Consider the following 25888-nt stretch of genomic DNA (forward strand, 5'->3'; position numbering starts at 1 on the left):
TACAGTTGATTTTAATGTCGCCTGTCGAGAGCTGCCCGGACAGATGACAAAAGCCAAAAGACTCAGGATGAAGCGCGTGCCGGGAAAAAAATCAAAGACTTATGCGAGGCAGGTTAATAGATGGAGCCTGTTTTCAGAGATCAGACATCAGAGGCCAGTAAAAACAAAGATATATGTCACGCGAACCACGCGAACCACGCGAAGCGCGTGGCAGGACGTGTGGCAGGACGTGTGGCTGAGTTGTTGATTTCTCGACTTTTTGCAGGTGCATCAAAAAAACCGATTTTTTACAATTTTATATCAGACCTTGAAGTACAGTGCACAATTTTGTAAAAAAAATACATCTACAGGCCCTGTCTTACAAAAAAACAACCTGCCCGGTCCGTATCCAGATTAAGTGTCATTAGAAAAAGCCTACCAGGAATTTAAGCCGGACTATTTTTTGCTTGTAAACCTGATCACCGTTCTTTAACGGTCCTGATTTTTATTTTTTAATTCAAACAAATCAAATTCCAGGCATGAACCCTTTATAAGTCCGTGCTGCAGTGACAAGCGAACCAGCCACCACAGAATGCCTGAATGTCTTTACTGTTTTTAGCGGACAGGATTGACTGAACGGACCGACGCAGGGTCAACAACTTTTTCATTCCAGAGGTATTATTAATTCTTGATTTACTGATTGAATTCATTTAATTAAATCTAATCCGCCATCAATCAGCGGCAAACAATTATGTAAAAATTTTGTTTTTCCAGGCTGATACTTAATTTCACCAACCTCTTACCACCCTACCTATGAAGGAGGCAATCCATGAAAGTGCAGGTTAAAGTGCTGGTTTTATCTCTGGTCATGACCATGTTTCTGGGACTGGGCAGTGCCTGGGCCGAAATCAGAATCGGGCTCATGGCTCCCCTCACCGGATCCTGGGCCAGTGAAGGCCGTGATATGAGGGACATTGTTCAGTTGCTGGCGGATGAGGTCAATGCGGCCGGGGGAATCAACGGCCAGGAAGTGCATCTAAGGGTAGAAGACGACGGTGGAGATCCCCGCACAGCGGTTTCCGCAGCCAACCGCCTGGCTACAAGGGACGTGACCGCTGTCATTGGAACATATGGCTCTTCCATTACCGAAGCCACTCAAAACATCTATAACGACTTCGGAGTCATCCAGGTAGCCAATGGGGCCACATCCGTCCGTCTCACTCAACAGGGGCTGAACTACTTCTTCAGGACCTGCCCCAGGGATGACGAACAGGGCAGAGTCGCAGCCGAGACCATAGATGAGATGGGCTACAACAGCGTGGCCATCCTCCATGACAGTACTTCATACGCCCGCGGCCTGGCTGATGAAGCCCGCGCGCTGCTGGAACAGGACAACAAGGAAATTGTCTTCTTCGACGCCCTGACACCCGGAGAACGCGACTACAGCACCATCTTGTCCAGGCTTAGAAACGCTGAGCCCGAGATTGTGTTTTTCACCGGATACTACCCGGAAGCCGGCATGCTTTTGAGGCAGAAAAACGAGATGAACTGGAATGTACCCATGCTGGGAGGTGATGCCACCAATAATCCTGATCTGGTCTCTATCGCCGGTACTGCCTCTGCAAAAGACTTTTATTTCCTGAGCCCTCCAGTGCCGCAGGACCTGGAGACTCCCCAGGCCACTGAATTTTTGTCTTCATTCAATGAAATACACGATTCCAATCCCGGCTCCATCTGGGCCGTGCTGGCAGGAGAGGCCTTCCTGGTTCTCACTGATGCCTTGGAAGCCACCGGTTCCACCGACAGGGATGTCCTGGCGGATTACATGCGCGATGAGCTGGAGATTGACGGGCTGACCGGCACCATCTCCTTTGATGAATACGGCGACCGGTACGGTGAACTGTATCGACTGTACCAGGTCGACGACGAAGGCAACTTCGTTATGCAGAATTAGCAAGTCCAGGATCCGGGGTCCGTAGTCCGGGTTTTGGACTGAAAAGGATTGCGGGCTCCGGGTTCCGGGCAATCCGTGGTTGCTGGCACCTGTTATCTGTTCCTGGTTCATTGCTACTGTCCTGATAGCAATTAACAGATAACTTCAGCAATCAATCCGCAAGATCATGGACACTTTAGCTTTATAGCGTCCAGCAGGCCCTCAAAATCTAACCCTGGATATTAAAATGCAATTTTTTTTCGAACAGCTCATCAATGGTCTGGCTGTCGGAGGAATTTACGCGCTGATTGCCCTGGGATACACCATGGTCTACGGGGTCATGCGGCTCATCAACTTTGCCCATGGGGACCTTTTCACCATTGGTGCCTACCTGGGACTTACAGTTCTCACCAGTGTTGCTGTTACTGCCTATCTTGGACCTTTTCTCGGGGTCATACTACTCATGATGATAATCATGTGCATGGTGGGAGTAGTGGGCGTCGTACTGGAGAGGGTGGCATACCGCCCGGTCCGCCAGGCTGACAGGCTTTCTGCCGTGGTTTCCGCTCTGGGTGCTTCAATTTTTCTCTCCAACTTAGTGATGCTTATCTGGGGTCCAAGGTTCAGGGTCTACCCGGATGACATCCTGCCGCGCATTACTTTGAACATCCTGGGCCTGGATGTACCCTTGATGCGTATCCTGGTGCTCCTGGCTTCACTGATTCTCATGGGCATCCTTTACTATTTCGTCCAGAAAACCAAGACAGGTACCGCCATCCGGGCTGTGGCCATTGACCATGGGGCCTCCAGACTCATGGGCATCAATGTCAACAGGATCATCTCCCTGGTATTTCTCATTGGACCGGCCCTGGGAGGTGCAGCCGGGGTCATGGTTGGACTGTATTACGGCCAGATCAATTTTACCATGGGCTGGGCCTTTGGTCTCAAGGCCTTTATCGCTGCAGTTCTGGGAGGAATAGGCAATATCCCGGGGGCCATGATCGGCGGACTGCTGCTGGGGGTAATCGAGGCCCTGGGGGCTGCTTTTATCTCCACTGCATGGAAGGACGGCATAGCCTTTATTGTGCTCATTCTGATCCTGATATTCCGTCCCACGGGTATCCTGGGAGAAAGGGTGGCAGACAAGGTCTGAGCAGTACAACCGGGAACTCATAAGCTATTCAGGAAGCAACATGCGCAAACACAAGAATACTATCCAGGTTGTGGCGTTTACCGTCGTCATTCTGGCCTGCCCCTTTTTTCTGGATGCCTACTGGATTGACGTCATCAACAATATCGGCCTTTACGCAGTTCTGGCCCTGAGCCTTAATTTTATTGTCGGGTATACCGGTCTTTTTCATATGGGCCACGCTGCCTTTTTTGCCGTAGGGGCCTATGCAACCGGCATATTAAACACATCATACGACATTCCCATTGTGCTGCTGCTGCCTGTAAGCGGTCTGGCGGCGGCCCTTTTTGCATATCTTGTGGCCAGGCCCATCATTCATCTGCGGGGAGACTACCTGCTCATAGTCACCATAGCCATTGTAGAAATTGTCCGCATCGCCCTGGTCAATGATATTTTCGGCCTTACCGGAGGCTCCAACGGAATATTCGGGATTTCCAGACCGGACTTTTACTTTTTCGATATCCGTACTCCCCACCAGTTTTTCTACTACATCTGGGCCTTTCTGGCCCTGAGTGTGCTGCTTTTTTACAACCTGGAAAAGTCCCGATACGTCAGGGCGCTGAACTACATCAAAAATGACGAGGTGGCTGCCGAGGGCAGCGGAGTCAATGTCGACCATCTCAAGTTGACCGCCTTTGTCCTGGGCGCTTTCTGGGCCGGAATGGTGGGCAATATCTATGCTTCCAAAATGACCCTCATTTCTCCTGCATCATTTAATTTCTGGGAGTCGGTGATTTTATTCGTCATTGTTATCCTCGGTGGTTCCGGAAGCATCAGGGGGGTAATACTGGGAGCTTTTCTCATAATCGGGCTGCCGGAAATATTCAGGCAGTTCGCCGGAGCCAGGATGCTGGTCTTCGGTGGAGCCATGGTGGCCATGATGGTGTTCAGACCTCAGGGCTTTCTGCCCCCGCTGCCAAGAAAATATCCAGTTCATAAAATACAACCCGGAGAAAAGACCTTATGACCCTTCTGAGCATCAAGAACCTGACCAAGAGGTTCGGCGGGCTGCTGGCGGTGGACGATGTCTCATTCGACGTGGAACAGGGCAGAATCGTTGGTCTCATCGGTCCCAACGGAGCAGGCAAAACAACGGTGTTCAACCTGATTACAGGCAACTATATTCCCGATGAAGGGCGGATTATGTTCGACGGCCACAGCCTGACAGGTCTGAAAACCCATAAGATAGTCGCCCTGGGTATTGCCAGGACCTTCCAGACCATAAGGCTTTTCAAGAACCTGACAGTGCTTGAAAACGTAATGGCCGGGTGTCATTGCCGCATGAACTCCGGCATCCTTTCCTCCATGCTGCGCATTCCTTTTCAGCGCAGAGAGGAGCGAATGGCCCTGGCCCGGGCCCTGAAAGAGCTGGAATTTGTGGGCCTTAAGCAGCACATGGATATCAATGCCATGAACCTGTCCTACGGCAACCAGAGGCTGCTGGAAATCGCCCGGGCCCTGGCCAGCAATCCCAAGATCATCATCCTGGACGAACCCGCCGGCGGCATGAATGATTATGAGACCACCCAGCTGGTCCTGCTGATAGAAAAAATGCAGAAAAGAGGCCTGACAGTCCTGCTCATTGAGCATGATATGAACCTGGTTATGCGCATCTGCGAGGATATTATCGTTCTGGAACACGGGGCCAGAATAGCTCAGGGCACGCCCGCGGAAATCACCCAGGATCAAAGGGTCATAGAAGCTTACCTTGGCATTGAGGAAGAAGATGAAGAGGATGAAGCCTTTGAAGCTGAAGGCAGGGATTAGACATGCTGCTTAGTGTTAAGGATCTGTTTGTAAATTACGGCAATGTGGAAGCCCTGCACGGCATCAATCTAAATGTCCGGGAGGGAGAAATCGTGGCCATGCTCGGGGCCAACGGTGCAGGTAAATCCACCACCCTCATGACCATTAGCGGCCTTATCAATCCGGTCAAGGGTTCTATCTTTTATAACAACATGGATATTACCACCATGCAGGGCCATGATGTGGTCGCTCAGGGTATTGCCCAGGTGCCCGAAGGCAGGCGGGTCTTCTCCACCTTGACGGTACAGGAGAACCTTGACCTGGGGGCATTTACCATGACCGACAAAGACAGGATCAACAGGAGACTGGAGTGGAATTTTGAGCTTTTCCCTAGGCTGAAGGAACGCAAAGACCAGCTCGCAGGCACCCTGTCCGGTGGTGAGCAGCAGATGCTGGCCATAGCCAGGGGTCTTATGGCCCATCCAAAGCTTCTGTTGCTGGATGAACCAAGCCTTGGCCTGGCCCCCATCCTGGTCAAATCAATCTTTGAAAAAATAAAGGAAATAAATGCCGAGGGCCTGACAGTACTGCTGGTGGAACAAAACGCCCGGGCCGCCCTGAAACTGGCCCATAGAGGCTATGTCATGGAAGTGGGCAGAATTGTTCTGGAGGACAGTGCGGATAAGCTTCTGAAAAACCCGGACGTACGCAAGGCCTATCTCGGAGGATAAACAGATAAGGAGAAAGCATGCCCTCCCACCACGAACAGATCCTGCAGGATGCAGTCAATCTTGCAGTTAGATGGCAGAATCGCGCCAACACTCTCCTCACCAGTGAAGAGAAAAGCATTCAGGAGCAGATGAACCGGCTGTTGACCCACCCCATGGACAAGGTGGTGCTGACCCGTCTTATCGACCAGTGTTTCCGCTCCCATGATCATGAGCGGGTGGCCGACCAGGTCAACCATTTGCTGTCTGTGTACGGGGTACCGGATTTTTTCTCCCGGGTGGAGCGCCTTCTTATCCAGATGTTTGTGGGGATGGGCAGGCACTTTCCCCATTTTTCCGTGCCCAGGCTTGTGCAGCAGATGCGCAATTCTTCCTCCAGGGCCATTATCCCGGGAGAGGAAAAAGCCCTGCACAACCACCTGGAAAAGCGCAAAAAACAGGGCGTGCGCATGAATATCAACCATCTCGGTGAGGCTGTTCTGGGTGAAGACGAGGCCGCGCACCGTCTTGAGACTTATATCCAGGACATGCAGAATCCTGATGTGGAATATATATCCGTAAAGATCTCCACCCTTTATTCCCAGATCTCTTCCCTGGCCTTCGAGCATACGGTGGAGATTATGAAAGATCGTCTGTCCAAGCTTTTCCGGGTGGCCAGGGAAAACTATTTCGTCCGCAGCAACGGTCAGAAAGTGCCCAAGATAGTCAACCTGGACATGGAGGAATATCGGGACCTGGAAATAACTTATGAGGCCTTCATCCGGACCCTGGAGCAGGATGAGTTTCGGGATTATTCTGCAGGTCTTGTTCTCCAGGCCTACCTGCCGGATGCTTTCTCCAAGCAGAAAAAGCTCACAGAGTGGGCTTTGAAGCGGGTTGCTGCCGGGGGAGCTCCGGTTAAGCTGCGCATTGTCAAGGGAGCCAACCTGGAGATGGAGCTTCTGGAGTCTTCGCATTTCAACTGGCCTCTGGCCACTTATGACAACAAGCTGGATGTAGATGCCAACTTCAAACGCATGCTGACCTACGGCATGGAGCCTGAACGTATCCAGGCGGTCCATCTCGGAGTGGCCTCTCACAATCTTTTTGAGCTGGCCTATGCTCACGAGCTGGGACATGTCATGGAGGTTACGGACTGGTTCTGGTTTGAGATGCTTGAAGGCATGGCGGACCATGTCCGCCGGTCCCTGCAGGAAAGCGTAAAAGACATACTGCTCTATGCCCCGGTAGCTTCCAGAGAGCAGTTTATCAATGCCATCGCCTATCTCATCCGGCGTCTGGATGAAAACACTTCCCCGGAAAATTTTCTGCGCTATGCCCCGCATCTGACTACCGATTCAAAGGCCTGGTCCTTTCTAAAGAATCAGTTTCTTCAGTCCTGCAGACACATGCAGGATGCTCCGGACAGCCCCAACAGGACCCAGGACCGCAATGAGGAAAATTTTCCTGAAGATATGGGGAGCTACTGGACCAGAACCTTCCGCAATGAGGCTGATACGGACTGGTCTTTGCGGTCTGCCCCTGTATGGGCAGGCAGTATCCGCGACAAATGGATGAATGATGGTCAAAAGCCTCCTTTGCGCATACCTGTGGTTGTCGATGGAGAGGAGATATTCAACGGGTCAGAAACCCGGGAGATTGTGGATGTATCCACTCTTGATGAGGCAAAAGACAGAAAAGTCGTAAGTGCAGTCTATTGCCTTGCCGACAGCGGCAACATTCAAAGAGCGATTCAGGTGGCCAAGGATGATCCCGACGGCTGGAGAAATACAAGCCTTGATGAACGCCACCGCATCCTGGACCTGGTGAGCCATGAACTGCGCCGGGCCCGGGGCGACCTTATCGGTTCAGCGGCTGCCAACTGGGGCAAGCTTTTTACCGAGAGCGATCCGGAAGTCTCCGAAGCCATTGATTTTACAGAGCTTTATCCGCATTCAGCCCGGATCTACAAGGACCTGAATGTTTCCTGCTCGCCCAAGGGGACAGGCCTGGTGATTGCGCCCTGGAATCTGCCCATTGCCATCCCCTGCGGAGGCATTGTGGCCTCCCTGGCTGCAGGCAATACGGTTTTATTCAAGCCTGCATCAGCCTCAGTGCTGGTGGCCTGGGAACTGGTTCAATGTTTTTATCGGGCCGGAGTCTCCAGAAAAGTCCTGCAGTTTATTCCCTGTTCAGGCAGTACTGCCGGGGACGAACTTACTAAACATCCGGACGTGGACTATATCATTCTCACCGGCGGCACGGATACCGGCATGCATATCCTCAAAAACCGCCCGGATGTTTTCCTGGCTGCTGAAACCGGTGGCAAAAACGCCACCATAGTGACCTCCATGTCTGATCGCGACCAGGCCATCAAAAATATCATTCATTCGGCATACAGCAACAGCGGACAGAAATGCAGCGCTACCTCTCTGGTGATTCTGGAAAAGGAGGTCTACCAAGACGAGCTCTTTAAGCGTCAGTTAGTGGATGCAGCCAGGAGCTGCAGCACTGGTTCGGCCTGGGAATTTCAAAACAAGGTGGGGCCGCTTATTGCTCCGCCTCAAAAAGACCTGCTGCGGGCCCTGACAGAATTAGAGCCAGGGGAAACCTGGGTCCTCGAGCCCCGGCCCAGCCCGGCCAATCCTTATATCTGGAGTCCGGGGATAAAATGGGGTGTGCAGCCGGGAGGTTATACCCACATGACAGAGTTTTTTGGGCCGGTTATCGGGGTCATGCGCGCTGAAAACCTGGAACAGGCCATAGAACTGGTGAATATGACCGGGTATGGTCTTACTTCCGGACTGGAGAGCCTGGATCAGCGGGAACAGGAAATCTGGAAAAAAGGCGTCAAGGCCGGCAACCTGTACATAAACAAAGGTACCACAGGGGCCGTAGTGCTGCGCCAGCCCTTCGGCGGCATGGGCAAATCCGCCCTGGGTGCTGGAATCAAGGCTGGAAGCCCCAACTATGTCTATCAGTTCATGGATTTTACTGAAACCGGCTATCCCGAATCCGGTGCGGTGCAGCAGGAATCACACCTTCTGCGCACAGTCAACGAATGGGAGATAGATCTGCGCTGGAACCGCATCCATGAAGACATAGCAGAAGACATCACCAGAACAATATATGCAGTTAAAAGCTACCTGTACCAGTGGGAGAAGGAGTTTTCCAAGGAGCACGACTACTTTCACCTGCGTGGTCAGGACAATGTGCTGCGTTACCTGCCCAAGGGCAGGGTAGCCATCCGGGTGCACCCTGATGACAGCCTTTTTGAGGTCCTGGGGCGCTCTGCAGCCTGCATTGTTACAGGATGCAAGCCTGTCATCAGTCTGCCTGCTGGACTTGAAAATGCAGTGACCGGTTTTCTGGACAGTACAAGGGGCAGACTGTTCAACAGGGATGTGCAGATAATTGAGCAAACTGATGAAGAGCTCTGCGAAATGATCCAGGAACTGGACCGGATCCGTTATGCCGGTCCAGAACGGGTACCTGAAGTGGTTTATGCCCGGGCGGCTGAAACCGGGTTTTACATCTCCCGGACTCCGGTCTTTATGGAGGGGCGCTTAGAGTTGCTGCAGTATCTCCAGGAACAAAGCATAAGCAACAACTACCATCGTTATGGCAATCTTGGAGAAAGGGGGCTTATCTGACAGGAACCAGTCAGGCAGAAGTCAAGGGGCGGGAGACAAAAGCGCCGCAGCTGTACCCGGCGGTCAACCGGCTGGGGGAGCCTGCAGCCAGGAGAAAACCGGAATCAAGCGTGCTGGAACAAATAGACTGTTTTTAGCCGCAACTTGCATCCCGCCTTCCCGACCCGGCCGCGCAGTGCGCTGTGTGGCCAGCTTCGGATTTCCGGACTGCAGTACTTTGGAGCATCAGGACACAACTCTGAAGTCAACCTGCATCAAGTGCAATGCTTATTGAGTACCCGCTCCAGGTCCTCTTTCTGTACCGGCTTGGCCAGGTAGTCATCCATTCCTGCATGCAGAAATCTCTCTCTGTCTCCATCCATGGCGTAAGCGGTTAAAGCTATTATGGGAATTCGGGAAGTCTTGGATTCAGGTACTTCCAAATTCGGGGATTGAGGAATTGAGGAATTGAGGAATTCCGGGATACGTTCTCCCATCTCTGACGTCCGGTCTCCGTCCTCTGTCTCCTGACCTCTGTCCTCTGACCTCTGATTTTTGATCTCTGACTTCTGATTTCTGTCCCCTGCCCTCTGCTCCATGCCTGCCCCGTGAAACAGCCCAAAGGGCTCCCTGTCGTAGACAAGGGTTTCACTGGGCCCCCCTGCCCCATGCTCCATGCCCCTTGCCCCATGCTCCATGCTTCTTATCCGCCGCGTGGCCTCCACCCCGTCCATAACCGGCATGTGAATATCCATGAGAATACAGTCGAATTCCTGGTCTGCAAGCATGGTCAAAACCTGCTCGCCGTTTTCGGCCAGGCTTACCTGGTGTCCTGATTTCTCCAGCAGAAGCTTCATGGGAAACTGATTGGAGGGATCATCCTCAGCCAGGAGGATTTTCAGCTTTTGTCCATGCTGTAGTGATTCCACTGACTGCCTGGTCCGGCTTGCAGGCTCTTCAGGCATGCCCAGAGGCAATGAGACAAAAAAAGTGCTGCCCTGCCCCGGTGTACTGTCTACAGCCAAAGTGCCGTGCATCAGCTCCACAAGCCTTTTGACAATGGACAGGCCCAGGCCGGCCCCCTGATATCTTCGGGTGAAGGCGTTTTCAGCCTGCGCAAAAGGTTTAAAAAGTTCATCCAGTGTGTCATCAGTCATGCCGATTCCGGTATCCGAGACAGTAAGAAGCACCCGGGCATCTCTGCCGCGCCGCTGCTGCAGATGCCAGTTTACGCTTATCCGTCCCTCCTGGGTGAACTTCAGGGCATTACCCACCAGATTGAAAACAATCTGCTGCAGCCTGGCCTCGTCTCCCAAAAGGACCTGAGGCAGGCATGGGTCCTGGGTGAATTCTAAAGATATATCCTTTTCTCTGCTGGTGACCATGAAAAGCTCATCAACGGAATCACACAGCTTCTTTAAATCCACCTGTTCTTTCCGTATCTCCATCTGGCCGGCCTCAATCCTGGACAGATCCAGGATGTCCGACAAAAGCCTGGTGAGCCTGCTGGCGGAAACAATGCCCATATTGGTGTATTCCTGCTGTTCCGGGCTCAGTTCGGTACTTTGCAGAAGCTGCAGGATGCCCATAATCCCGTTGATGGGTGTACGGATTTCGTGGCTCATATTGGCCAGAAATTCCGACTTGGCTTTATTGGCGACATCGGCCTGCTGTGTGGCGACTTTTTGTTCATGTACACTTCTGGCCAGTTCCAGGTTGCTCCAGCTGAGGGAAGATATAAGCATGGCAAAGCGGGAGTAGAACTGCATGGCTCTGTTTACGGTGTCGCGATCCAGCCTGCGTACTTTATGCAGGGCCCTGATGTAGGCTTCCTGGTCAAAACCGTACTTTCCGGCTTGATCCCTGAATGTTTCTATGTCCAGTTCTTCGTCGTCAAAGACAAACTGCCCGATATAAAGATTGCCCAGGTGATGCCCGCCCACCACAATGGGGGTGGCCATGTCCCACATATTGTTTTTACACTTGTAGAGCTTGAACTGACCAGGGGTAAGTCCGGAGGAAAGCATCAGATCGCTTTCCCTGCAGTTTGCAAGGGCATCCGGGTGCGCACGGTGAAAATTTACACAGATCTCCTGCCAGCCGGTGGAAGCAAGGAGCCGCCCTTTGAGATCGACTATGGCCCCGCCGATATTGGTCAGGTAATAAAAATCATCCATAAAATCCTGCACAGTCCGGGTATCGAGAATATCGCCAAGCTCCAGGCCCCCTAAGTCTTCATACGGCTCGAGTATAGCTTCAAGCTTTGTCCGGACCCGGGTTTCGCTTTCACGCAGGGCCTGCTCCGCCTGCCTGCGCTCTGTGACATCTCTTGTGCTGAACAGTATTTCTCTGGCAGCCCCATCCTGGTCCAGGATGAACTTTCCGAAAGTCTCAAGCCAGACATATTCGCCGTCTGCCCGGCGATACCGGTATTCTACACTGCGGCCGTCCTCACGGCAGGCCAGAAATTCTCCAAAAGAAGTCTCAACTTCCTTGTAATCATCAGGATGGACAAACTCCATGACATTTCTCCCCGGCAGATAGTCCAGGTCGTATCCCAGAACGGCATGCGACGGGCCGACATACTTAAACCTGCCTTCCAGATCGGTGATGGACACCATGTCCAGCATATTTTCGGCAATGGAATTCAAACGCTCGGTCTTTTCTCTTAGCTCTGCTTCGGCCTGTTTCTTTGCTGACACATCCGTGATAAAGCCCTGGATATGCGTAATTTTTCCCTTGTCATTGCGGACAAGCCTGGCATTCTGGGCCACCCACAGGACTGTCCCGTCCCGGCGGCGTATCCGGCACTCGTGGTTGAACACTTCCACCTGTTCCTCCAGAAGGCGTATGAACTCCATTCTGTCCAATGGATCAATATACACCTGAGCACTTATGTCGGTAATGGAATCTATCAGATCGTGAGATGAGTCATAGCCAAGCATGCGGGCCATGGCCGGATTGACGGACAGGAACCTGCCCCCGGGGGTGGAAGTAAAAATTCCGACAGGTGCATCCCTGAGGATTTCCAGGCAATCCTGGAGATCGTCCTGAACCAGGAAACCACTGCCCTGCAATAGATCATTACTGTCCGGCATACTTTACTCCAAAAAATTTTCGGTTCAGGTTCAAGACAGCACAGAAGCAATTTATACAGCTACATCTGAAAACCATGATATCTGTTACTGTATTGTAGGATTGTGAGGGACAACTGCAAACCCTTTTCCCGGGAGCTTGGCTGCCCTGAATCTTACAAACGACGTGTTGGAATTATTTCCCATGCCCTGGATTATCATGGCCATTCCTATTTGGAGCTTAGTGTAATAAAAGAAGCTTGAAGGCTTGCCTCCAAGAAACAAAGGGCCGTGGTAAAAATCGAACTCTTTAATGTAGGTGATCAGCATATTGGTGATTTTAGCATCCGGGCTTACAAACTGCTTTCCGACTTCTTTAAGGACCTGCTTTATCATTTTATCTTTTACTAATTTTCCGGCTGAGATAAAATTTCTGTCATCAGACAAGTTGTCGAGAAAGTATTTTCCCACCACAACGAGGTCCTGTTCATTTTGAAGCAGATCGCTTAATTCTTCGAGCTTTCCAAAATAATCTGGTCTGGCTTTCATGTTCATAATCCTTGTAATAGATCAGCCCATTTTAAGATAATCTACGGGACATGCACCTCATGCACTTATTTTTCCAAAGGATGATTGCCAGGTATTAAAAATAAGTGCGGGGAGAGCCAGTCCCGGTGCCACATACAATTGTGAAAAGGCTTTTGGAAAGTGCTTGAAATTCTGAATCCAGCTGAAGTCCTGGTGGCTCAAGGGAAATCTCTTTAAAAGATGCAACTGCAACATGCGCTTTTTTACATGCTCATTACGCAAGATCGCAAACAATTGTCAATGCACTGTTTATTGTTAATTTTTGCCATGTCTCGTAACCATTCAGGGCGTGCCAAAAAAATTTTCTTAGGCACGGGAAGCCTTCAGGCGTACACCCGACTAAAATACACTTTGCTGTCCTGCGGAATTCTATCGGGCATGCAGGTGCTCCGCACACACGGTTTTAAAGAATAAAGAGACCAGTTTTGCACACTTTGCGTCAAACGCGAAATGTGAAATAACCATGAATTTCAGGCTTGACGTATTCTTTATCTTCTGAAAAAGTACGTCCTACACATAAGACAAAAATACCTACAGGTCTTATAAATAAGACATTTAGAGGTGGAGAGCGAAATGAAGGTACGCACGTATTCACGCTATACCCTGCGGGCAATAAGCCTGCTTGCAACGCTTATAAAAACCGGCAGGCTCGAAAAGCGCATAAAGACACAGGAGCTGGCTGAACGAGCCGGTATTTCCCGAGATCTGCTATATCGTATAGAAAAAGGGGATCCCAGGGTCGAACTTGGAGTAGCCCTTGAAGTTGCGGCCATTGTTGGCGTGCCTCTTTTCTCGGCAGATGTGAGCGAGATCGAGGAACGAAGCAAGCAGGCATCAGAAAAATTGGCACTACTCCCCAGGGCTGTCCGCAATCGCCAAATGAAAGCAAATGATGATTTCTAAGGCGGGCTTTGCCCGCAACCCAATAAAGAAAAGAACTTTTTTGACAGGATTAACAGGATTAAGAGATTGATTAAGAGAAAAACATTTTTGTCCTGGCTCCCAGTTTAATGCCCTTCGGGCTTGCTCTGCGAGCAATTAAACGGGACAGGCGGAAGCCAGGCCAAAAGGTAATCACTCCAGCACTCACTTTTTTCCGGCACTCATGAATGCCGGAAGAAAGTGAGTGCTGGATGGTAAATTCAGTCAGCGGCATCAGGCCGGTGGCTGATTATCCTAACCATCCTGTTAATCCTGCCTAAGTTTCTTGTTTTTTATGACAGGTTTCAGGAGTAAGTCACTAAAAGCTCAAAAAACGATACACAGAATGAGGTTTATGTCTGGATCTGGCTTCCGAATCAAACTCATCCTGTAGTAGCTGGACGTCTGGCGTCCACAGCCCAGGGCCTCCAGTTCAATTATGGCCGAAGTTATCTGGAGAGAACAGATGCCATTCCCATTTATCTGCCGGAATTGCCTCTGCAGCCCGGGGTGCTGCCTTTGCCCCCGGGGCTTTCCATGCCCGGCAGTTTGCTATATGATATCTGCCCCCAACTCCGCACCGGACAGGAGGCAACCCAGGCCATGTTGATTTCAGGACACAATCGTTTCAGCCGGTTAGATGTTTGCAGAGATGCTGCACAACAGTTTCTTCTTTCAAAAACAGAAGCTCAGACCATCATGGATCACCAGATAGAAACCATCCATCAATATTGGAATCCGGTCTGCGAAGAAGCTGAATTGCCTCAAGCAGATAAAAACCTGTTGTGGTCAAGACAGTTCTTAAACCCATATTCCATTTGACTACAGCATTCTCTGCAGGTAGCCATTCAGGGGATCCTCGGTGGTGATTACTGGCACGAGGCCTGGGGACTGTCCCTCGCTAAGTACCGGCTGTGCTGGTACACAAAACTTCGCGTCTGTAATTTTTGTAATTGTGCGTAAAAGGTGTCGCGGGGACTGTCCCCTGGCCGGTTCCGGCATCCCCTGAATGGTTACCTCTGCAGCTTGTTCCGCACCAGGGTTACGCGGGGACTGTCCTCAGTCACGCCAGAGGCGTGATTCCGCCCCCCCCTGATTGCTTACCACAGATTCAGGTTCCACAAAAAGTGTTGGCCACCACTTCTTCAGGCCGGGGAGGCAAGGTATAGCTTTTGAAACCCTCCTGCTCCAGGTAAGGATTCTTCAGAAGCTCATTCATTTCATGAAAAAGGCTGAAATCGCCCTGATTGGCGGCCTCAATTATCTCCTCAATCTTGTGATTGCGAGGAATGAACACCGGATTGTGCTCATTCATCATTTTTTTTATCTCTTCCGGGTCCAGTCCCTGCTGCATAATCCTTCTGCGCCACCTGTCACAGAAATCCTTTAATTCATTACCGGGACTGAACCACCCTGGATAACTGCCCGAGTTTACAAGCTCTGCAAGATTTCTGAAGCTCTGCGTATAGTCCAGCTTTTCCCTCTCCAGGTAGTGCAGCCAGTCTTTGACCAGTTCTTTGTCCTGCTCCCCGGGATGATCAAATATACCCAGCTTGCAGCACATTTTTTCATGGGCCCTGCGCTCCAGAAATGCCTGAGTGCTCATCAGCTCATTTTCCAGAATGCGCACAGCTTCATTACTATCCTGAGGCATAAGCGGCAAAAGGCATTCCCCCAGCCGGGAAAGATTCCAGAGTACTATGGGCATCTGGTTGGAATATGCATAACGCCCGCCCTGGTCGATAAAACTGTACACCCGGTCATGGCTGAACTCATCCATAAAGGCGCACGGTCCGTAGTCTATGGTTTCTCCGGCCACGGACATGTTATCCGTATTCATAACTCCATGGATAAAGCCCAGGGCCATCCAGCCGCTGACCAGCTCAGCCTGCAGCCGCCCTACTTTTGCAAGAAAAAGTACAGGGGCGTCTGGTTCACCTTTGATTTCGGGATAGTGCCTTTGAATGGTATAATCCAGAAGGGTTTTCAGGCTTTCATGGTCCTGCCTGGAAGCAAAATACTCAAAGGTGCCGATGCGGATATGGCTTGAAGCAACCCGGGTCAGGACCGCTCCGGGCAAGGCTTTGTCCCGGTAGACCTGCTCGCCGGTCAGAACAGCCGCCAGGGACCTGGATGTGGGCAGCCCCAGGTGATGCATGGCCTCACTTACCAGGTATTCCCGCAAAACCGGACCCAGGGGGGCTTTGCCGTCCCCGCCCCGGGAAAAAGGGGTTCGGCCTGAGCCTTTAAGCTGCAGATCAAAACGCTGTCCCCTGGAATTTACCACTTCCCCCAGCAGAAGCGCCCTGCCGTCTCCCAGGCTGGGCACAAAGCTTCCGAACTGATGTCCGGCATAAGCCAGGGCAATGGGATCAGCACCCGGCAACTGCCTGTTGCCGGAAAAGCAATCAGCAATCTCTTCTTCCGAATATTGCAAGTTCTCCCAGCCTAATTCATCAGCCAGATCACTGTTCCAACTGATGAGCCGGGGAGCAGGGACCCTGGCCGCTGCCACCCTGGCATAAAAATCTTCCGGCAACCCGGCATAACTATTATCAAATCTAAACATATGGTTTTCCTTGTGACAGGTTTAAGGTTTATTTATATGGATTATGGCATAAGGATTATGGGTCAAATTCAGTGACTTACTCCTGAAACACTGCCATTAAAAACAAGAACCACGCTAAGAAGCGTGGCAGGCCTTAGACAGGATTAACAGGATGGATAGGATAATCAGCCACCGGCCTGATGCCGCTGACTGAATTTACCATCCAGCACTCACTTTCTTCCGGCATTCATGAGTGCCGGAAAAAAGTGAGTGCTGGAGTGATTACCTTTTGGCCTGGCTTCCGCCTGTCCCGTTTAATTGCTCGCAGAGCAAGCCCGAAGGGCATTAAACTGGGAGCCAGGACAAAAATGTTTTTCTCTTAATCAATCTCTTAATCTATGCCTGCCACGCTTCTTTGGCGTGGTTAATCCTGTCAAAAACTCTTTTATTTATTGGGTTGCGGGCAAAGCCCGCCTTAGTTTTGACTGATGCACATCTGATCCATATCCCTGCTATCAATAATAATAACTTTTTCCATTTAAGCAAGTTTTTAACGGTTAATGACCTGCCTACCCCGCAAACCCTGTCACAAAAATATAAACTTCAAGGGATAGACGGAGAGCCAGCGCCCGGCAATTCTTCACACTTTGCGTCAAGCGCGAAATGTGAAGATGATGTAACTTGTGAGATACCTGCCTGGAGGGACGGTATGAAAGAAAGGCGTTACCAGCTTTTCGGACAGGTAACCTTGCATGGCTCCGACACCCCATGAATGGTTACAAGCCCCAGAACAAGAAACATGAGTGTCAGTGCAATGCCGTACTGCAAATGTCTGGAGTGGGCGGAAACCAGGTCCGGCATGAAAAAAATCAGTCAGTGGAATGTAACCCAAAAGAGAGGAGACGGTAACACAAGTTTCGCAAAAACATGGTACTTGATCAACCATTCTTGGGGTCAAGAGCTGGTATACCTTAATGCGTAAGTAAACATGCTTTAAAACCTCCTGATTTTTAAAGCGGTTCACTGCACCTCATGCAAACTGCCCGGCACCTCTTGAATCGGCACGTTAAGCAGTTCAGCTTACCTGGCCCCAGGAAATCAGCTTCTCATGCGGGTGCCGGGCAACCATTCTGCAGCAGGTAAATATTATTGTATTTACATTATCCTGCAGTCTCATGAAAAATAACCGGCAGCTGCACATAAAACACAGAGCCCTGGCCTGGAGAACTTTCCGCCCAGATCCTGCCTTTGTGCATACTTACAAATTCCCTGCTGAGGACCATGCCCAGACCGGTGCCCTTTTCGCCGTTTGTGCCATTACGCCTGGTCTTTTTTTCCGGTCTGAACAATCCGGAAAGGGTTTTCTGATCCATGCCTATGCCGTTATCCCTGACAACAACTTCAGCCACACCGTTATGTTGCCTGCAGGACATCTGTATAAGGCCGTTTTCCGGGGTAAACTTGAGTGCATTAAAGACCAGATTGCGAAACACCGCCTGAAGCATATTCTTATCAGCTACAATCTCAATTTCATGGACAACACGTGATTCCACCTTGATGCCCTTTTGCCTGGCCGGCCCGGAGGCAAGGCTGGCATTATTTTTCAAAAGATCGCTCAATAATATGCGCTCAGGCATAAAACTGAGCTCTCCTCTCTGCATCAGAGACCACTGCAGGATATTTTCCAGCAACATATACTGATTTTCAGCGCACTCTTGCATATCCTTGAGCGCAACCTGGAGTTCCTCCCTGGTAAAGCTGTCAATGTCTTCCACCATCATTCGAAGAAAACTCAAAAAACCTGCTAGAGGAGCTTTGAGGTCGTGGGCCAGAATGGAAAAAAATCTGTCCCTTTGCTCGATCCTGGCCTTCAGTCTGTCAGTTTCCGTAGTTATTTTTTGGGTTTCCTGACCACGACGGATAAACAAGAAACGCGATCCATTGCCCTGGCCTGGGCAAGCAAAATTGCCTGTCTGATTCAACATAGACTTCCTCCAAAGAAGTTGAGGTTTCGTGCCAAAATTTTCGTGATTCAGACATCATTAAATATCCTTTCTTTTACATTTCTATTACCAGAAAATTTCTTTTTTACACCTTTCATCCCTCTACATTCAAACAGTCTTGTCTCAACATCTTAACCTCCATGTCATTATCCGAACATAAGCAAGATATACCAACCTGAGTGAATGATTTGTAGAGCCACTATCTGGTCAGACTGAATTTTCAAATAACTTGCGGGGACCGCCGGAAAAGGAGGGTTTTATGGAAAAATTTACCAGTGTGGACATGCATGTTCACTCCAGGCATTCCACCAGGCCATCACAATGGGGCCTGCAAAAGCTTGGATGCTCCGAAAGCTATACCGGGCCTGAATTCATCTACAAAAGACTCAGGGACAAAGGCATGGACCTGGTGACCATCACCGACCACAACTGCATAGACGGTTGCCTGGAAATAGCACACAAAGACGGCGTGTTTGTCAGTGAGGAAATTACCGCTCATTTTCCAGACGACGGATGCAAGGTCCACGTCCTGGCTTATGATATCAGTGAAGAACAGCACAGCCGGATACAGGAAATCAGGTTCAACATCTTTGAACTGGTCAGCTATCTTCAAACCGAGGATATTCTACATGCAGCAGCTCATCCACTTTTTTCAGTCAACGGCAAGATGAGCTACGAAAACTTCGAAAGGCTGCTGCTTCTTTTCAAGATTATGGAGTGCAATGGGGCCAGGGATAAAACCCAGAACGAGGCTCTGGAGTTTATTCTGGATAATCTCTGCCCGCTGGATTTCGAATACCTGCAGAACAAATACGATTTGAAAGCAGCGGGAAATAAACCCTGGGAAAAGAGCATAATCGGTGGATCCGACGATCACAGCTCTCTGAATATCGGCCGGATGTTTACCAGGGTACCCGGCAATCATAACCTGAAAAAATTCCTGGAGCAGGTAAATAAAGGGTGCTCTAATGCCTGGGGAACACCATCAACCCCTAAAACCATGGCCCACAACCTTTACTCAATTGGTTATCAGTTCTGTAAGCACAAATTCAATCTGCACCGCTATACCGGACAGGACAGCCTGTTACAGTTTCTTGACCAGACCCTGCATCCAGGACAGAAGATCCCAAAAAACATCAAGGACTCCATTCTTGGCTTTATCTACAAAAAGACGGGATCAAAAGGCAAAACCCCGGCCAGAGAATTTCACAGGCTTCTCAGCCGGGAAACGGAACTGATGCTGCGTACAGATCCGGAAATCACCAGAATGGTCCAATCATCGGTAAACCCTCATGAATATATGGGGTCCAGATGGTTCAGGTTTGCCAATAAGGCAGGCAACAGGTTGCTCTCTCATGAGGCGGGCAGGCTTGTGGAACAGGCAGCATCTGCCGGTTTTCTGGACATGTTTCAGACCCTGGGCTCGGCCGGCAGCCTTTACACCATGCTTTCCCCCTACTTTGTATCTTATGGAATATTCAACCAGGATCGCCGCACAAGCAAGGAATTCATTTCCAGCTTTAAAAAAAGAAAAGGGATCAGAAAATCTGCTTATCAAATGCGGGTGGCACATTTTACGGATACTTTCTACGAAATAAACGGAGTGGCCAGAACCATGCAGCAACTGGCCACCACAGCTGCGGTCACAAGCAAAGACCTGACCATCATCACCTGCCGGCCTGATTCAAGCAAATCTCTGGAAATGGACGGGGTTCAAAATTTTGAGCCCATGGGCATGCTGGATCTGCCGGAATACCCGGAAATCAAACTGTATTACCCGCCTGTCCTGGAAATGATAGACTACTGCTTCGAGCGGGACACCACCCACCTGCATACAGCCACGCCGGGACCCATGGGGCTGGCTGCCCTGGCCACAGCCACAATCCTGGGACTGCCCATATTCGGAACCTATCACACCTCTCTGCCCCAGTACACAGGGCATCTTACCGGGGATCACGCACTGGAAGCACTCATGTGGAAATATATAATCTGGTATTACAATCAGCTGGATAAGGTTTTCGCCCCGTCGAAAAGTACCGCTGACGAACTGCGCCTCAAAGGCGTCAGGAGCGAAAAAATCAAAGTCTACCCCAGGGGAGTGGACACGGACAAGTTCAACCCGGCCAAACGCAATGGATTTTTTGCCAGGCATTATAAGATCCAGAATAAGACAAAGCTGTTGTACGTAGGCCGCATCTCCAAAGAAAAGAACCTGCAGATACTGGAAAAGGCTTTTCAGAAAATCTGCGAACATACATCAAAAGTGCACCTGGTGATAGTGGGTGACGGACCCTACCGTTACGAGATGGAGTACAGGCTCAAAGACTATCCGGCAACTTTTACCGGATATCTTCAGGGAGAAGAACTGAGTCAGGCCTATGCATCATCCGACCTGTTCGTCTTCCCCAGCTCAACCGACACCTTCGGAAATGTAGTGCTGGAAGCACAGGCCTCGGGTGTTCCCGCCATAGTAGTAGATCAGGGCGGGCCGGGCGAAAACATCATCCAGGGCGATACAGGACTCGTTGTGCCTGCTGAAGACAGTCATGCCCTGAAAAGAGCCATTCTTTCCCTTCTGGCCCATCCAGAGGATTTGAGAGAAATGGGACAAAAGGCCAGAAAATACATGGAAAGCAGATCCTTTAAAAAGGCCTTTGAACAGACCTGGGAAATGTACCGGGAATGTGCGTAACATCCTGAAAAAGCATGTAAGGAAGATGTGATGTATGCATAACCTTCTCGACCTGAAAGAAAAAATTCATTTCATGACTTTGGAAGTAATCCGTCAACTGGAATCGGTAAAAAGAATCATCAGAAATCCTGACCCCCAGGTGGCAGACAGGGTCAAAAACAGGGACGACCTGATAGACAATTACAAAGCAGTCATTGAAAATATCTGCTTTTCAAGGATTCACGGCCATCATTACCTGACCCGGGAAGAGGCGGATTTTGTTAGAGCGGTAAACATCATAAGCAACAACCTGGAGAGAATAAGCGATTTTGCAGTGAATATACTGGGGCAGCTGAATCATCTCCACGACATGAAGACCATGCAGAGCTACAGGTACCGTCACTACTTCCAGCAAATTACAATCTCTCTGGAACTTGTGGTTCAAGGTCTGTTCAACCGTGACCATGAACTGGCCCTGCGCATATGCAAGTCTGAGTTCATTGTGGACAAGCTCTTCAAAAAGAGTTTCAGGCAGATCCTTGAAGACTTGCATTCCGCGGACAACAAAAGCGATCTCATTACCTGTCTATTTATTTTCCGATATCTGGAAAGAATGGGTGACTCCATGCTCAACATCGGGGAAGCCATTATTTTTTCAGTATTCGGAGAAAAGCTGAAAATTCACCAGTATCACGCCCTGATGGAAAATCTTGGTTCTATGGACAATGAGCTTTCATTTGAGGAAATCGGCTTTGAATCCATCTGGGAATCCAGGTCTGGATGCCGTATAGGCAAAATAATGGATTCTGGCCAGAGAAATGGACAGGCGGTATTATTTAAAGAGGGCAGAATTGAAAAAATTGCCAGGGAAAAAGCAAACATAGAAAAATGGAAAAGCATTTTTCCAAGTCTGGTGCCAAGAATAATCAGCTACAGTCAGAACAGTAAAAATGCTTCCATGCTCATGGATTTTCTGCAGGGTTGTTCTGTGCAGGACACCGTTCTTTCCAGGGACCGGGAAAGCATGGACAATGCCGCCTTTATACTTAAAGAGACTCTGTCCATTATCTGGCACGATACTCTGGAAAACACCGCTGTGAAGCCTGACTTTATTTCCCAGATGATACAGCGCCTTGACGACGTAATCATGATTCATCCGGAATTCAATTTTTCTGATTTTGACAATTCACTATCCCGACCCCTCCCTGAAAAACTTCTACAGATCCTTAGTAAAATAGAGACTGAACTTTCTTCTCCTTTTTCGGTATTTATTCATGGAGATTTCAACACCAACAACATCCTTTATAACCAGAAAAACCAGCAGATCTACTTTATAGACCTGCACAGGTCGCGATATGGAGACTATGTTCAGGACATTTCGGTATTCCTTGTTTCCAACTACCGCATGCCCGTGTTTTATCCCGATGTACGCCGGGCCATAAACAAAATCAATAAAACGATCTTTTGTTTCGCCAATCAGTTTGCTGCTGAAAACAGTGACAAGACCTTCCATGCCCGGCTGGCTCTGGGCCTGATACGTTCTTTTTACACCTCAACCAGGTTTGAGTTGAACAGAGAACTTTCCAGAAGCATGTACAACAGATCGCTGCAACTGGCACAACTGCTGCTTGCCCACCAGGGAAAACCATGGAGGGATTTTTCAGTACCCAGAAATATTTTTGATTACCCATAGCCTGTAATTGTATAGATCCCCTGGCCGGCACTGTTACAAAAAACCAGCTATAAAAATCTTATGCATGGAGGCTCAATGTCTATTGAAAAACAAAAGAACTATAAAATAGCGGTCATCGGCAATCCGGGCAGCTGGTCCACTGAAAAGCTGGCAGACGAACTGTATGAAAGAACCAGCTTCAGACTTGTGGTGGATCCAGCACAGCTGGCCTTTGACATGCAGGGCAGGACACTTGTTGCCGGAAACACTGATCTGGCTGAGCTGGACGGTCTGGCCATAAAAAAGATCGGACCCGTTTATTCTCCAGATATGTACAACCGCCTGGAGATACTTCGATTTTTTTGCTCCCTGGGCAAGCCTGTGTTTTCAAGACCGGAAATGGTCATGATGGCTGTAAACAGGCTTAGCTGTACTGTAAATCTTCAGATAGGAAACATCCCCATGCCCCCCACAGTCATCACCGAAAGCCGTGATGAAGCAGTCAGGGCAGTGCGTAAATTCGGCAAAGCTGTATTCAAGCCGCTTTTTTCTTCCAAGGCCAGGGGAATGCTTTTAGTAGAGGACAATGCAAATTGTGGCTCAGCAATTGCCAATTTTCAAGCCTCGGGAAATACTGCCATGTATATTCAGAAGATGGTTCAGATTCCGGGCAGAGACCTGGGAATAAGTTTTTTGGGAGGCAAATATATCGGCACTTATGCCCGGCGCAAGGGAAATTCATGGAACACCTGCACCTCCAACGGAGGAAAGTACGAGCCATGCGAGCCGGACGCGGAAACCATAAATCTGGCAAGTAAGGCACAAGACCTGTTCAACCTTGATTTTACCTGCGTGGATGTTGTGGAGACAGAAGATGGCCCCATGGTCTTCGAGGTATCAGCCTTTGGAGGTTTCAGGGGACTTTATCATGCCTGCGGCCTGAATGCGGCCGGCATGTATGCGGAATATATTATTAACCAGCTGGAATCCCGGCAATAATGCCGATGTAAGCATTCAGGGGGTCCTCGGTGGTGACTCATGGCATTAGTCCAGGGGACTGTCCCCGCTGAGTAATGACTATGCAGCTTCACTTAATTTCGCGCCTGTACTTTTTTGTTTTGGTGAAGGAAAAGTGTCGCGGGGACTGTCCCATTGGCCGGTACCTGCCCCCCCCTGAATGATTACGATAAAGTGGCAACACAGGACTATAATATTCATAGCAAACCAAGGGAGGAATGTATGGGAAAAGATGAACTTAAATTCAAGGCAGTGGTGGAAAAACAAAGCCTGATAGCCACTCTGGAAAATCTGATGGACTCAATTCAAGTAGGAAGGCTATATGTAGGAGATGGGCAGCAGGGAATACTGCTTGTTCCCGCACCCCACTTAAAGCTTGAAATCAGGGCTGAATCCAAAAAGGACAAGGAAAAAATATGCATGGAGATCAGCTGGAGAACCGATAGCAAAGAGTTTGCGTTTAAGGAGCCGGAGCTGGTTATATCCAGCCAGGCTCCTGAAATAACATATGAAAGTGAAGCAGGGGATGCAGACCAGGAATACCAGGAGAGCAATGAACAAACTGAAGAAGAACTGCGATAAAAATCACTCTTCTGCATGATTAACCCAACAACGACACTTAGAAAATAGGTTGATTGTCAAATCAGGGATAGGCACTCCGGCGCCCACTTGAATGAGATTTTGTGCCACCCAGGCCTGATTTTTAGCTCCAAGTGCGTGCCGGAAGTCCCCTTGAGGCACAAATAAGTGTCGTTGTAGGGGGAGGTGGTGATGATTTTATCATTATTACTGAAACCCAAAAGGCCCAGCGGATCTGCCAGTCGATAGTGCGCTGTTTCGCAAGACTGGCAAAAAAATTTTACACGGTGGATGACAATAAAAGGGGTTATATTCTGGCCAAAAACCGGGATGGGGTGAAAAAGAAGTTTGCCCTTGTTTCTGTTTCCCTGGCCATAGTGGACTGCTTTGAAAACATGACCCTGAACCAGATCAGCCAGCTGGCCGCCGGAACCAAAAAACTGGCCAAATCGAAGCCTGGCAATTCATTTGCACAAAACAGAAGAACCCAGACATAGGCACATTATTTATATAAGTTCAGCACATCTGTCCGAGGCCTGTTGGAAGTCTATGCCTCCGCCAAGTTCATAAACCGGAATATCCTGAAAAAATTTCATGTAGTCCAGAGGGTCAGGCTCCAGCACCCTGAAGTTGTCTGATGGATAGTAAAAAAGACCAGGAGATTTGATCACTGCCTGCAACAGCTCTGACCTTTTTTCCAGGTTCACCCTCTGCATTTCCAGGCTCTGTCCGTGCCTGCTCCAGTTTAAAATGACAAGCGCCTTTACTCCTGATTGCAGCTTGAACCTGTCCCGACCGAAACACTTATCCAGCCAGACGTCATATTTATGCTCCATTTTCCAGATCATGTCTTTTGAAATTCCGGAAAATTTCCTGATTTCTTCAGATGTCAGAATCCCGGTCAGACGCGGATTGTTCAGTATTGTACCCGGATTGACCCTGGGCAGCTTGGCCACTCCGAACATTTCTACATGTTCCTTTTTTTTGCGGACCATGAGGCGGTCATTGCTGACAAAATCAAGGCCTTTATTCATGAGGTGAAGGGCCAGAGTAGATTTACCCAGACCGGAAAAACCCGCCAGAATAATCCCCTGCCCTTTTCTTGAAACTGCTGCTGCGTGGCACAGTAGACAGCCCTGGTCCAGCTTCCACTGGATGAAGCGGTTATTGATAAAGTTGACAATCTGGTTGTCATTTTCTGTACACGGTCCGATGGCGATATTTTCACTGGAGTTCATAAAAAACAGCATCCCGGAGAGTTTTTTGCGAACCACCCTGCCCCCGGGAATATTTATGTACTGCTCCTTTATACGCTTTTTGCTGCAACCGGGGTGCAGGTCAGTCAGGCTGATACCAGGTTTAAGCGGGGGGTTTTCCAGAGCTTTAATCACAATATGGGGCTGGTCATCATTCTGGATTAAAAAAGGCTTAAAGTATCTCAAAAGCTTTTCCCGCAAAACAGGTTCATCCATCTCCACCCTGATGGTACAGTCATCCAGCTGAAGATCAACGGACTGATCCAGTGTATCCTGAACATTTGAACAGCCCAGCATATGCAGGAAACTTTGCCCGGGGGTAATTGGATAATGCATTGTGACATCCTCTTTAATGATAAACATATATACAACA

General features: G+C 49.6%; 19 protein-coding genes. 14 read left to right on the forward strand and 5 right to left on the reverse strand.

Annotated features, from left to right (window positions below):
* Window positions 1-808 precede the first annotated feature (808 nt).
* The 6 genes from DTHIO_RS03425 (at window position 809) to DTHIO_RS03450 (ending at window position 9207) form a co-directional block, all read left to right on the forward strand.
* A complete protein-coding gene (locus DTHIO_RS03425) occupies window positions 809-1933 on the forward strand; it encodes a branched-chain amino acid ABC transporter substrate-binding protein (protein WP_008868957.1) in 1125 nt (374 codons plus the stop codon).
* Window positions 1934-2159: 226 nt separating this feature from the next.
* A complete protein-coding gene (locus DTHIO_RS03430) occupies window positions 2160-3065 on the forward strand; it encodes a branched-chain amino acid ABC transporter permease (RefSeq protein ID WP_008868958.1) in 906 nt (301 codons plus the stop codon).
* A 40-nt stretch (window positions 3066-3105) separates the two neighbouring features.
* Window positions 3106-4068 carry a branched-chain amino acid ABC transporter permease gene (locus DTHIO_RS03435; RefSeq protein WP_008868959.1) on the forward strand — a complete coding sequence of 321 codons (963 nt, stop codon included), beginning with the start codon at window positions 3106-3108 and terminating at the stop codon, window positions 4066-4068.
* Window positions 4065-4868 (forward strand): ABC transporter ATP-binding protein, encoded by an 804-nt coding sequence (locus DTHIO_RS03440; RefSeq protein WP_008868960.1) that lies wholly within the window; start codon window positions 4065-4067, stop codon window positions 4866-4868. Before DTHIO_RS03435 ends, DTHIO_RS03440 begins: the two co-directional genes overlap by 4 nt.
* A 2-nt stretch (window positions 4869-4870) precedes the next feature.
* Window positions 4871-5578 carry an ABC transporter ATP-binding protein gene (locus DTHIO_RS03445; protein ID WP_008868961.1) on the forward strand — a complete coding sequence of 236 codons (708 nt, stop codon included), beginning with the start codon at window positions 4871-4873 and terminating at the stop codon, window positions 5576-5578.
* A gap of 17 nt (window positions 5579-5595) precedes the next feature.
* The gene (locus tag DTHIO_RS03450) at window positions 5596-9207 is read left to right on the forward strand and encodes a proline dehydrogenase family protein (RefSeq protein ID WP_008868962.1); all 3612 of its coding nucleotides are present in this window, start codon (window positions 5596-5598) and stop codon (window positions 9205-9207) included.
* 254 nt (window positions 9208-9461) lie between these two features.
* On the opposite strand, the gene DTHIO_RS21800 is transcribed toward DTHIO_RS03450, so the two are convergent.
* Both DTHIO_RS21800 and DTHIO_RS03465 read right to left on the reverse strand, forming a co-directional pair.
* Window positions 9462-12284: a PocR ligand-binding domain-containing protein gene (locus DTHIO_RS21800; RefSeq protein ID WP_008868963.1), complete on the reverse strand. Its 2823-nt coding sequence runs from the start codon at window positions 12282-12284 to the stop codon at window positions 9462-9464.
* A gap of 84 nt (window positions 12285-12368) precedes the next feature.
* Complete coding sequence (locus DTHIO_RS03465) at window positions 12369-12809, reverse strand: hypothetical protein (RefSeq protein WP_008868964.1); 441 nt, start codon at window positions 12807-12809, stop codon at window positions 12369-12371.
* Window positions 12810-13421: 612 nt separating this feature from the next.
* Between DTHIO_RS03465 and DTHIO_RS03470 the strand changes: the two genes are divergently transcribed.
* Both DTHIO_RS03470 and DTHIO_RS21945 read left to right on the forward strand, forming a co-directional pair.
* Window positions 13422-13751 carry a helix-turn-helix transcriptional regulator gene (locus DTHIO_RS03470; protein WP_008868965.1) on the forward strand — a complete coding sequence of 110 codons (330 nt, stop codon included), beginning with the start codon at window positions 13422-13424 and terminating at the stop codon, window positions 13749-13751.
* A gap of 555 nt (window positions 13752-14306) precedes the next feature.
* Window positions 14307-14591 carry a hypothetical protein gene (locus DTHIO_RS21945; RefSeq protein WP_208596363.1) on the forward strand — a complete coding sequence of 95 codons (285 nt, stop codon included), beginning with the start codon at window positions 14307-14309 and terminating at the stop codon, window positions 14589-14591.
* A 289-nt stretch (window positions 14592-14880) separates the two neighbouring features.
* On the opposite strand, the gene DTHIO_RS03480 is transcribed toward DTHIO_RS21945, so the two are convergent.
* On the reverse strand, window positions 14881-16338 hold the full coding sequence (locus DTHIO_RS03480) for a protein adenylyltransferase SelO (protein ID WP_008868966.1): 1458 nt from the start codon (window positions 16336-16338) through the stop codon (window positions 14881-14883).
* Between the two features lie 394 nt (window positions 16339-16732).
* Here DTHIO_RS03480 and DTHIO_RS21595 point away from each other — a divergent pair, with 394 nt between their 5' ends.
* Complete coding sequence (locus DTHIO_RS21595; RefSeq protein ID WP_161598624.1) at window positions 16733-17089, forward strand: hypothetical protein; 357 nt, start codon at window positions 16733-16735, stop codon at window positions 17087-17089.
* Between the two features lie 388 nt (window positions 17090-17477).
* On the opposite strand, the gene DTHIO_RS03485 is transcribed toward DTHIO_RS21595, so the two are convergent.
* Window positions 17478-18302, reverse strand: a complete 825-nt coding sequence (locus DTHIO_RS03485) for a sensor histidine kinase (protein WP_008868967.1) — start codon at window positions 18300-18302, stop codon at window positions 17478-17480.
* 277 nt (window positions 18303-18579) lie between these two features.
* On the opposite strand from DTHIO_RS03485, the gene DTHIO_RS03490 reads away from it, so the two are divergent.
* The 5 genes from DTHIO_RS03490 to DTHIO_RS21345 all read left to right on the forward strand — a co-directional run bounded on the left by DTHIO_RS03490 (window position 18580) and on the right by DTHIO_RS21345 (window position 24756).
* Window positions 18580-21012: a glycosyltransferase gene (locus DTHIO_RS03490; protein ID WP_008868968.1), complete on the forward strand. Its 2433-nt coding sequence runs from the start codon at window positions 18580-18582 to the stop codon at window positions 21010-21012.
* 73 nt (window positions 21013-21085) lie between these two features.
* Window positions 21086-22684 carry a phosphate signaling complex PhoU family protein gene (locus tag DTHIO_RS03495; RefSeq protein ID WP_244156302.1) on the forward strand — a complete coding sequence of 533 codons (1599 nt, stop codon included), beginning with the start codon at window positions 21086-21088 and terminating at the stop codon, window positions 22682-22684.
* Between the two features lie 75 nt (window positions 22685-22759).
* A complete protein-coding gene (locus DTHIO_RS03500; protein WP_008868970.1) occupies window positions 22760-23662 on the forward strand; it encodes a GAK system ATP-grasp enzyme in 903 nt (300 codons plus the stop codon).
* Between the two features lie 240 nt (window positions 23663-23902).
* Window positions 23903-24262: an amphi-Trp domain-containing protein gene (locus DTHIO_RS03505; protein WP_008868971.1), complete on the forward strand. Its 360-nt coding sequence runs from the start codon at window positions 23903-23905 to the stop codon at window positions 24260-24262.
* 284 nt (window positions 24263-24546) lie between these two features.
* Window positions 24547-24756: a hypothetical protein gene (locus DTHIO_RS21345; protein ID WP_161598625.1), complete on the forward strand. Its 210-nt coding sequence runs from the start codon at window positions 24547-24549 to the stop codon at window positions 24754-24756.
* 9 nt (window positions 24757-24765) lie between these two features.
* Here DTHIO_RS21345 and DTHIO_RS03515 read toward each other — a convergent pair whose 3' ends face one another.
* A complete protein-coding gene (locus DTHIO_RS03515; RefSeq protein ID WP_008868972.1) occupies window positions 24766-25851 on the reverse strand; it encodes an HprK-related kinase B in 1086 nt (361 codons plus the stop codon).
* Window positions 25852-25888 lie beyond the last annotated feature (37 nt).

This window comes from Desulfonatronospira thiodismutans ASO3-1 (assembly GCF_000174435.1).
Taxonomy (GTDB): domain Bacteria; phylum Desulfobacterota; class Desulfovibrionia; order Desulfovibrionales; family Desulfonatronovibrionaceae; genus Desulfonatronospira; species Desulfonatronospira thiodismutans.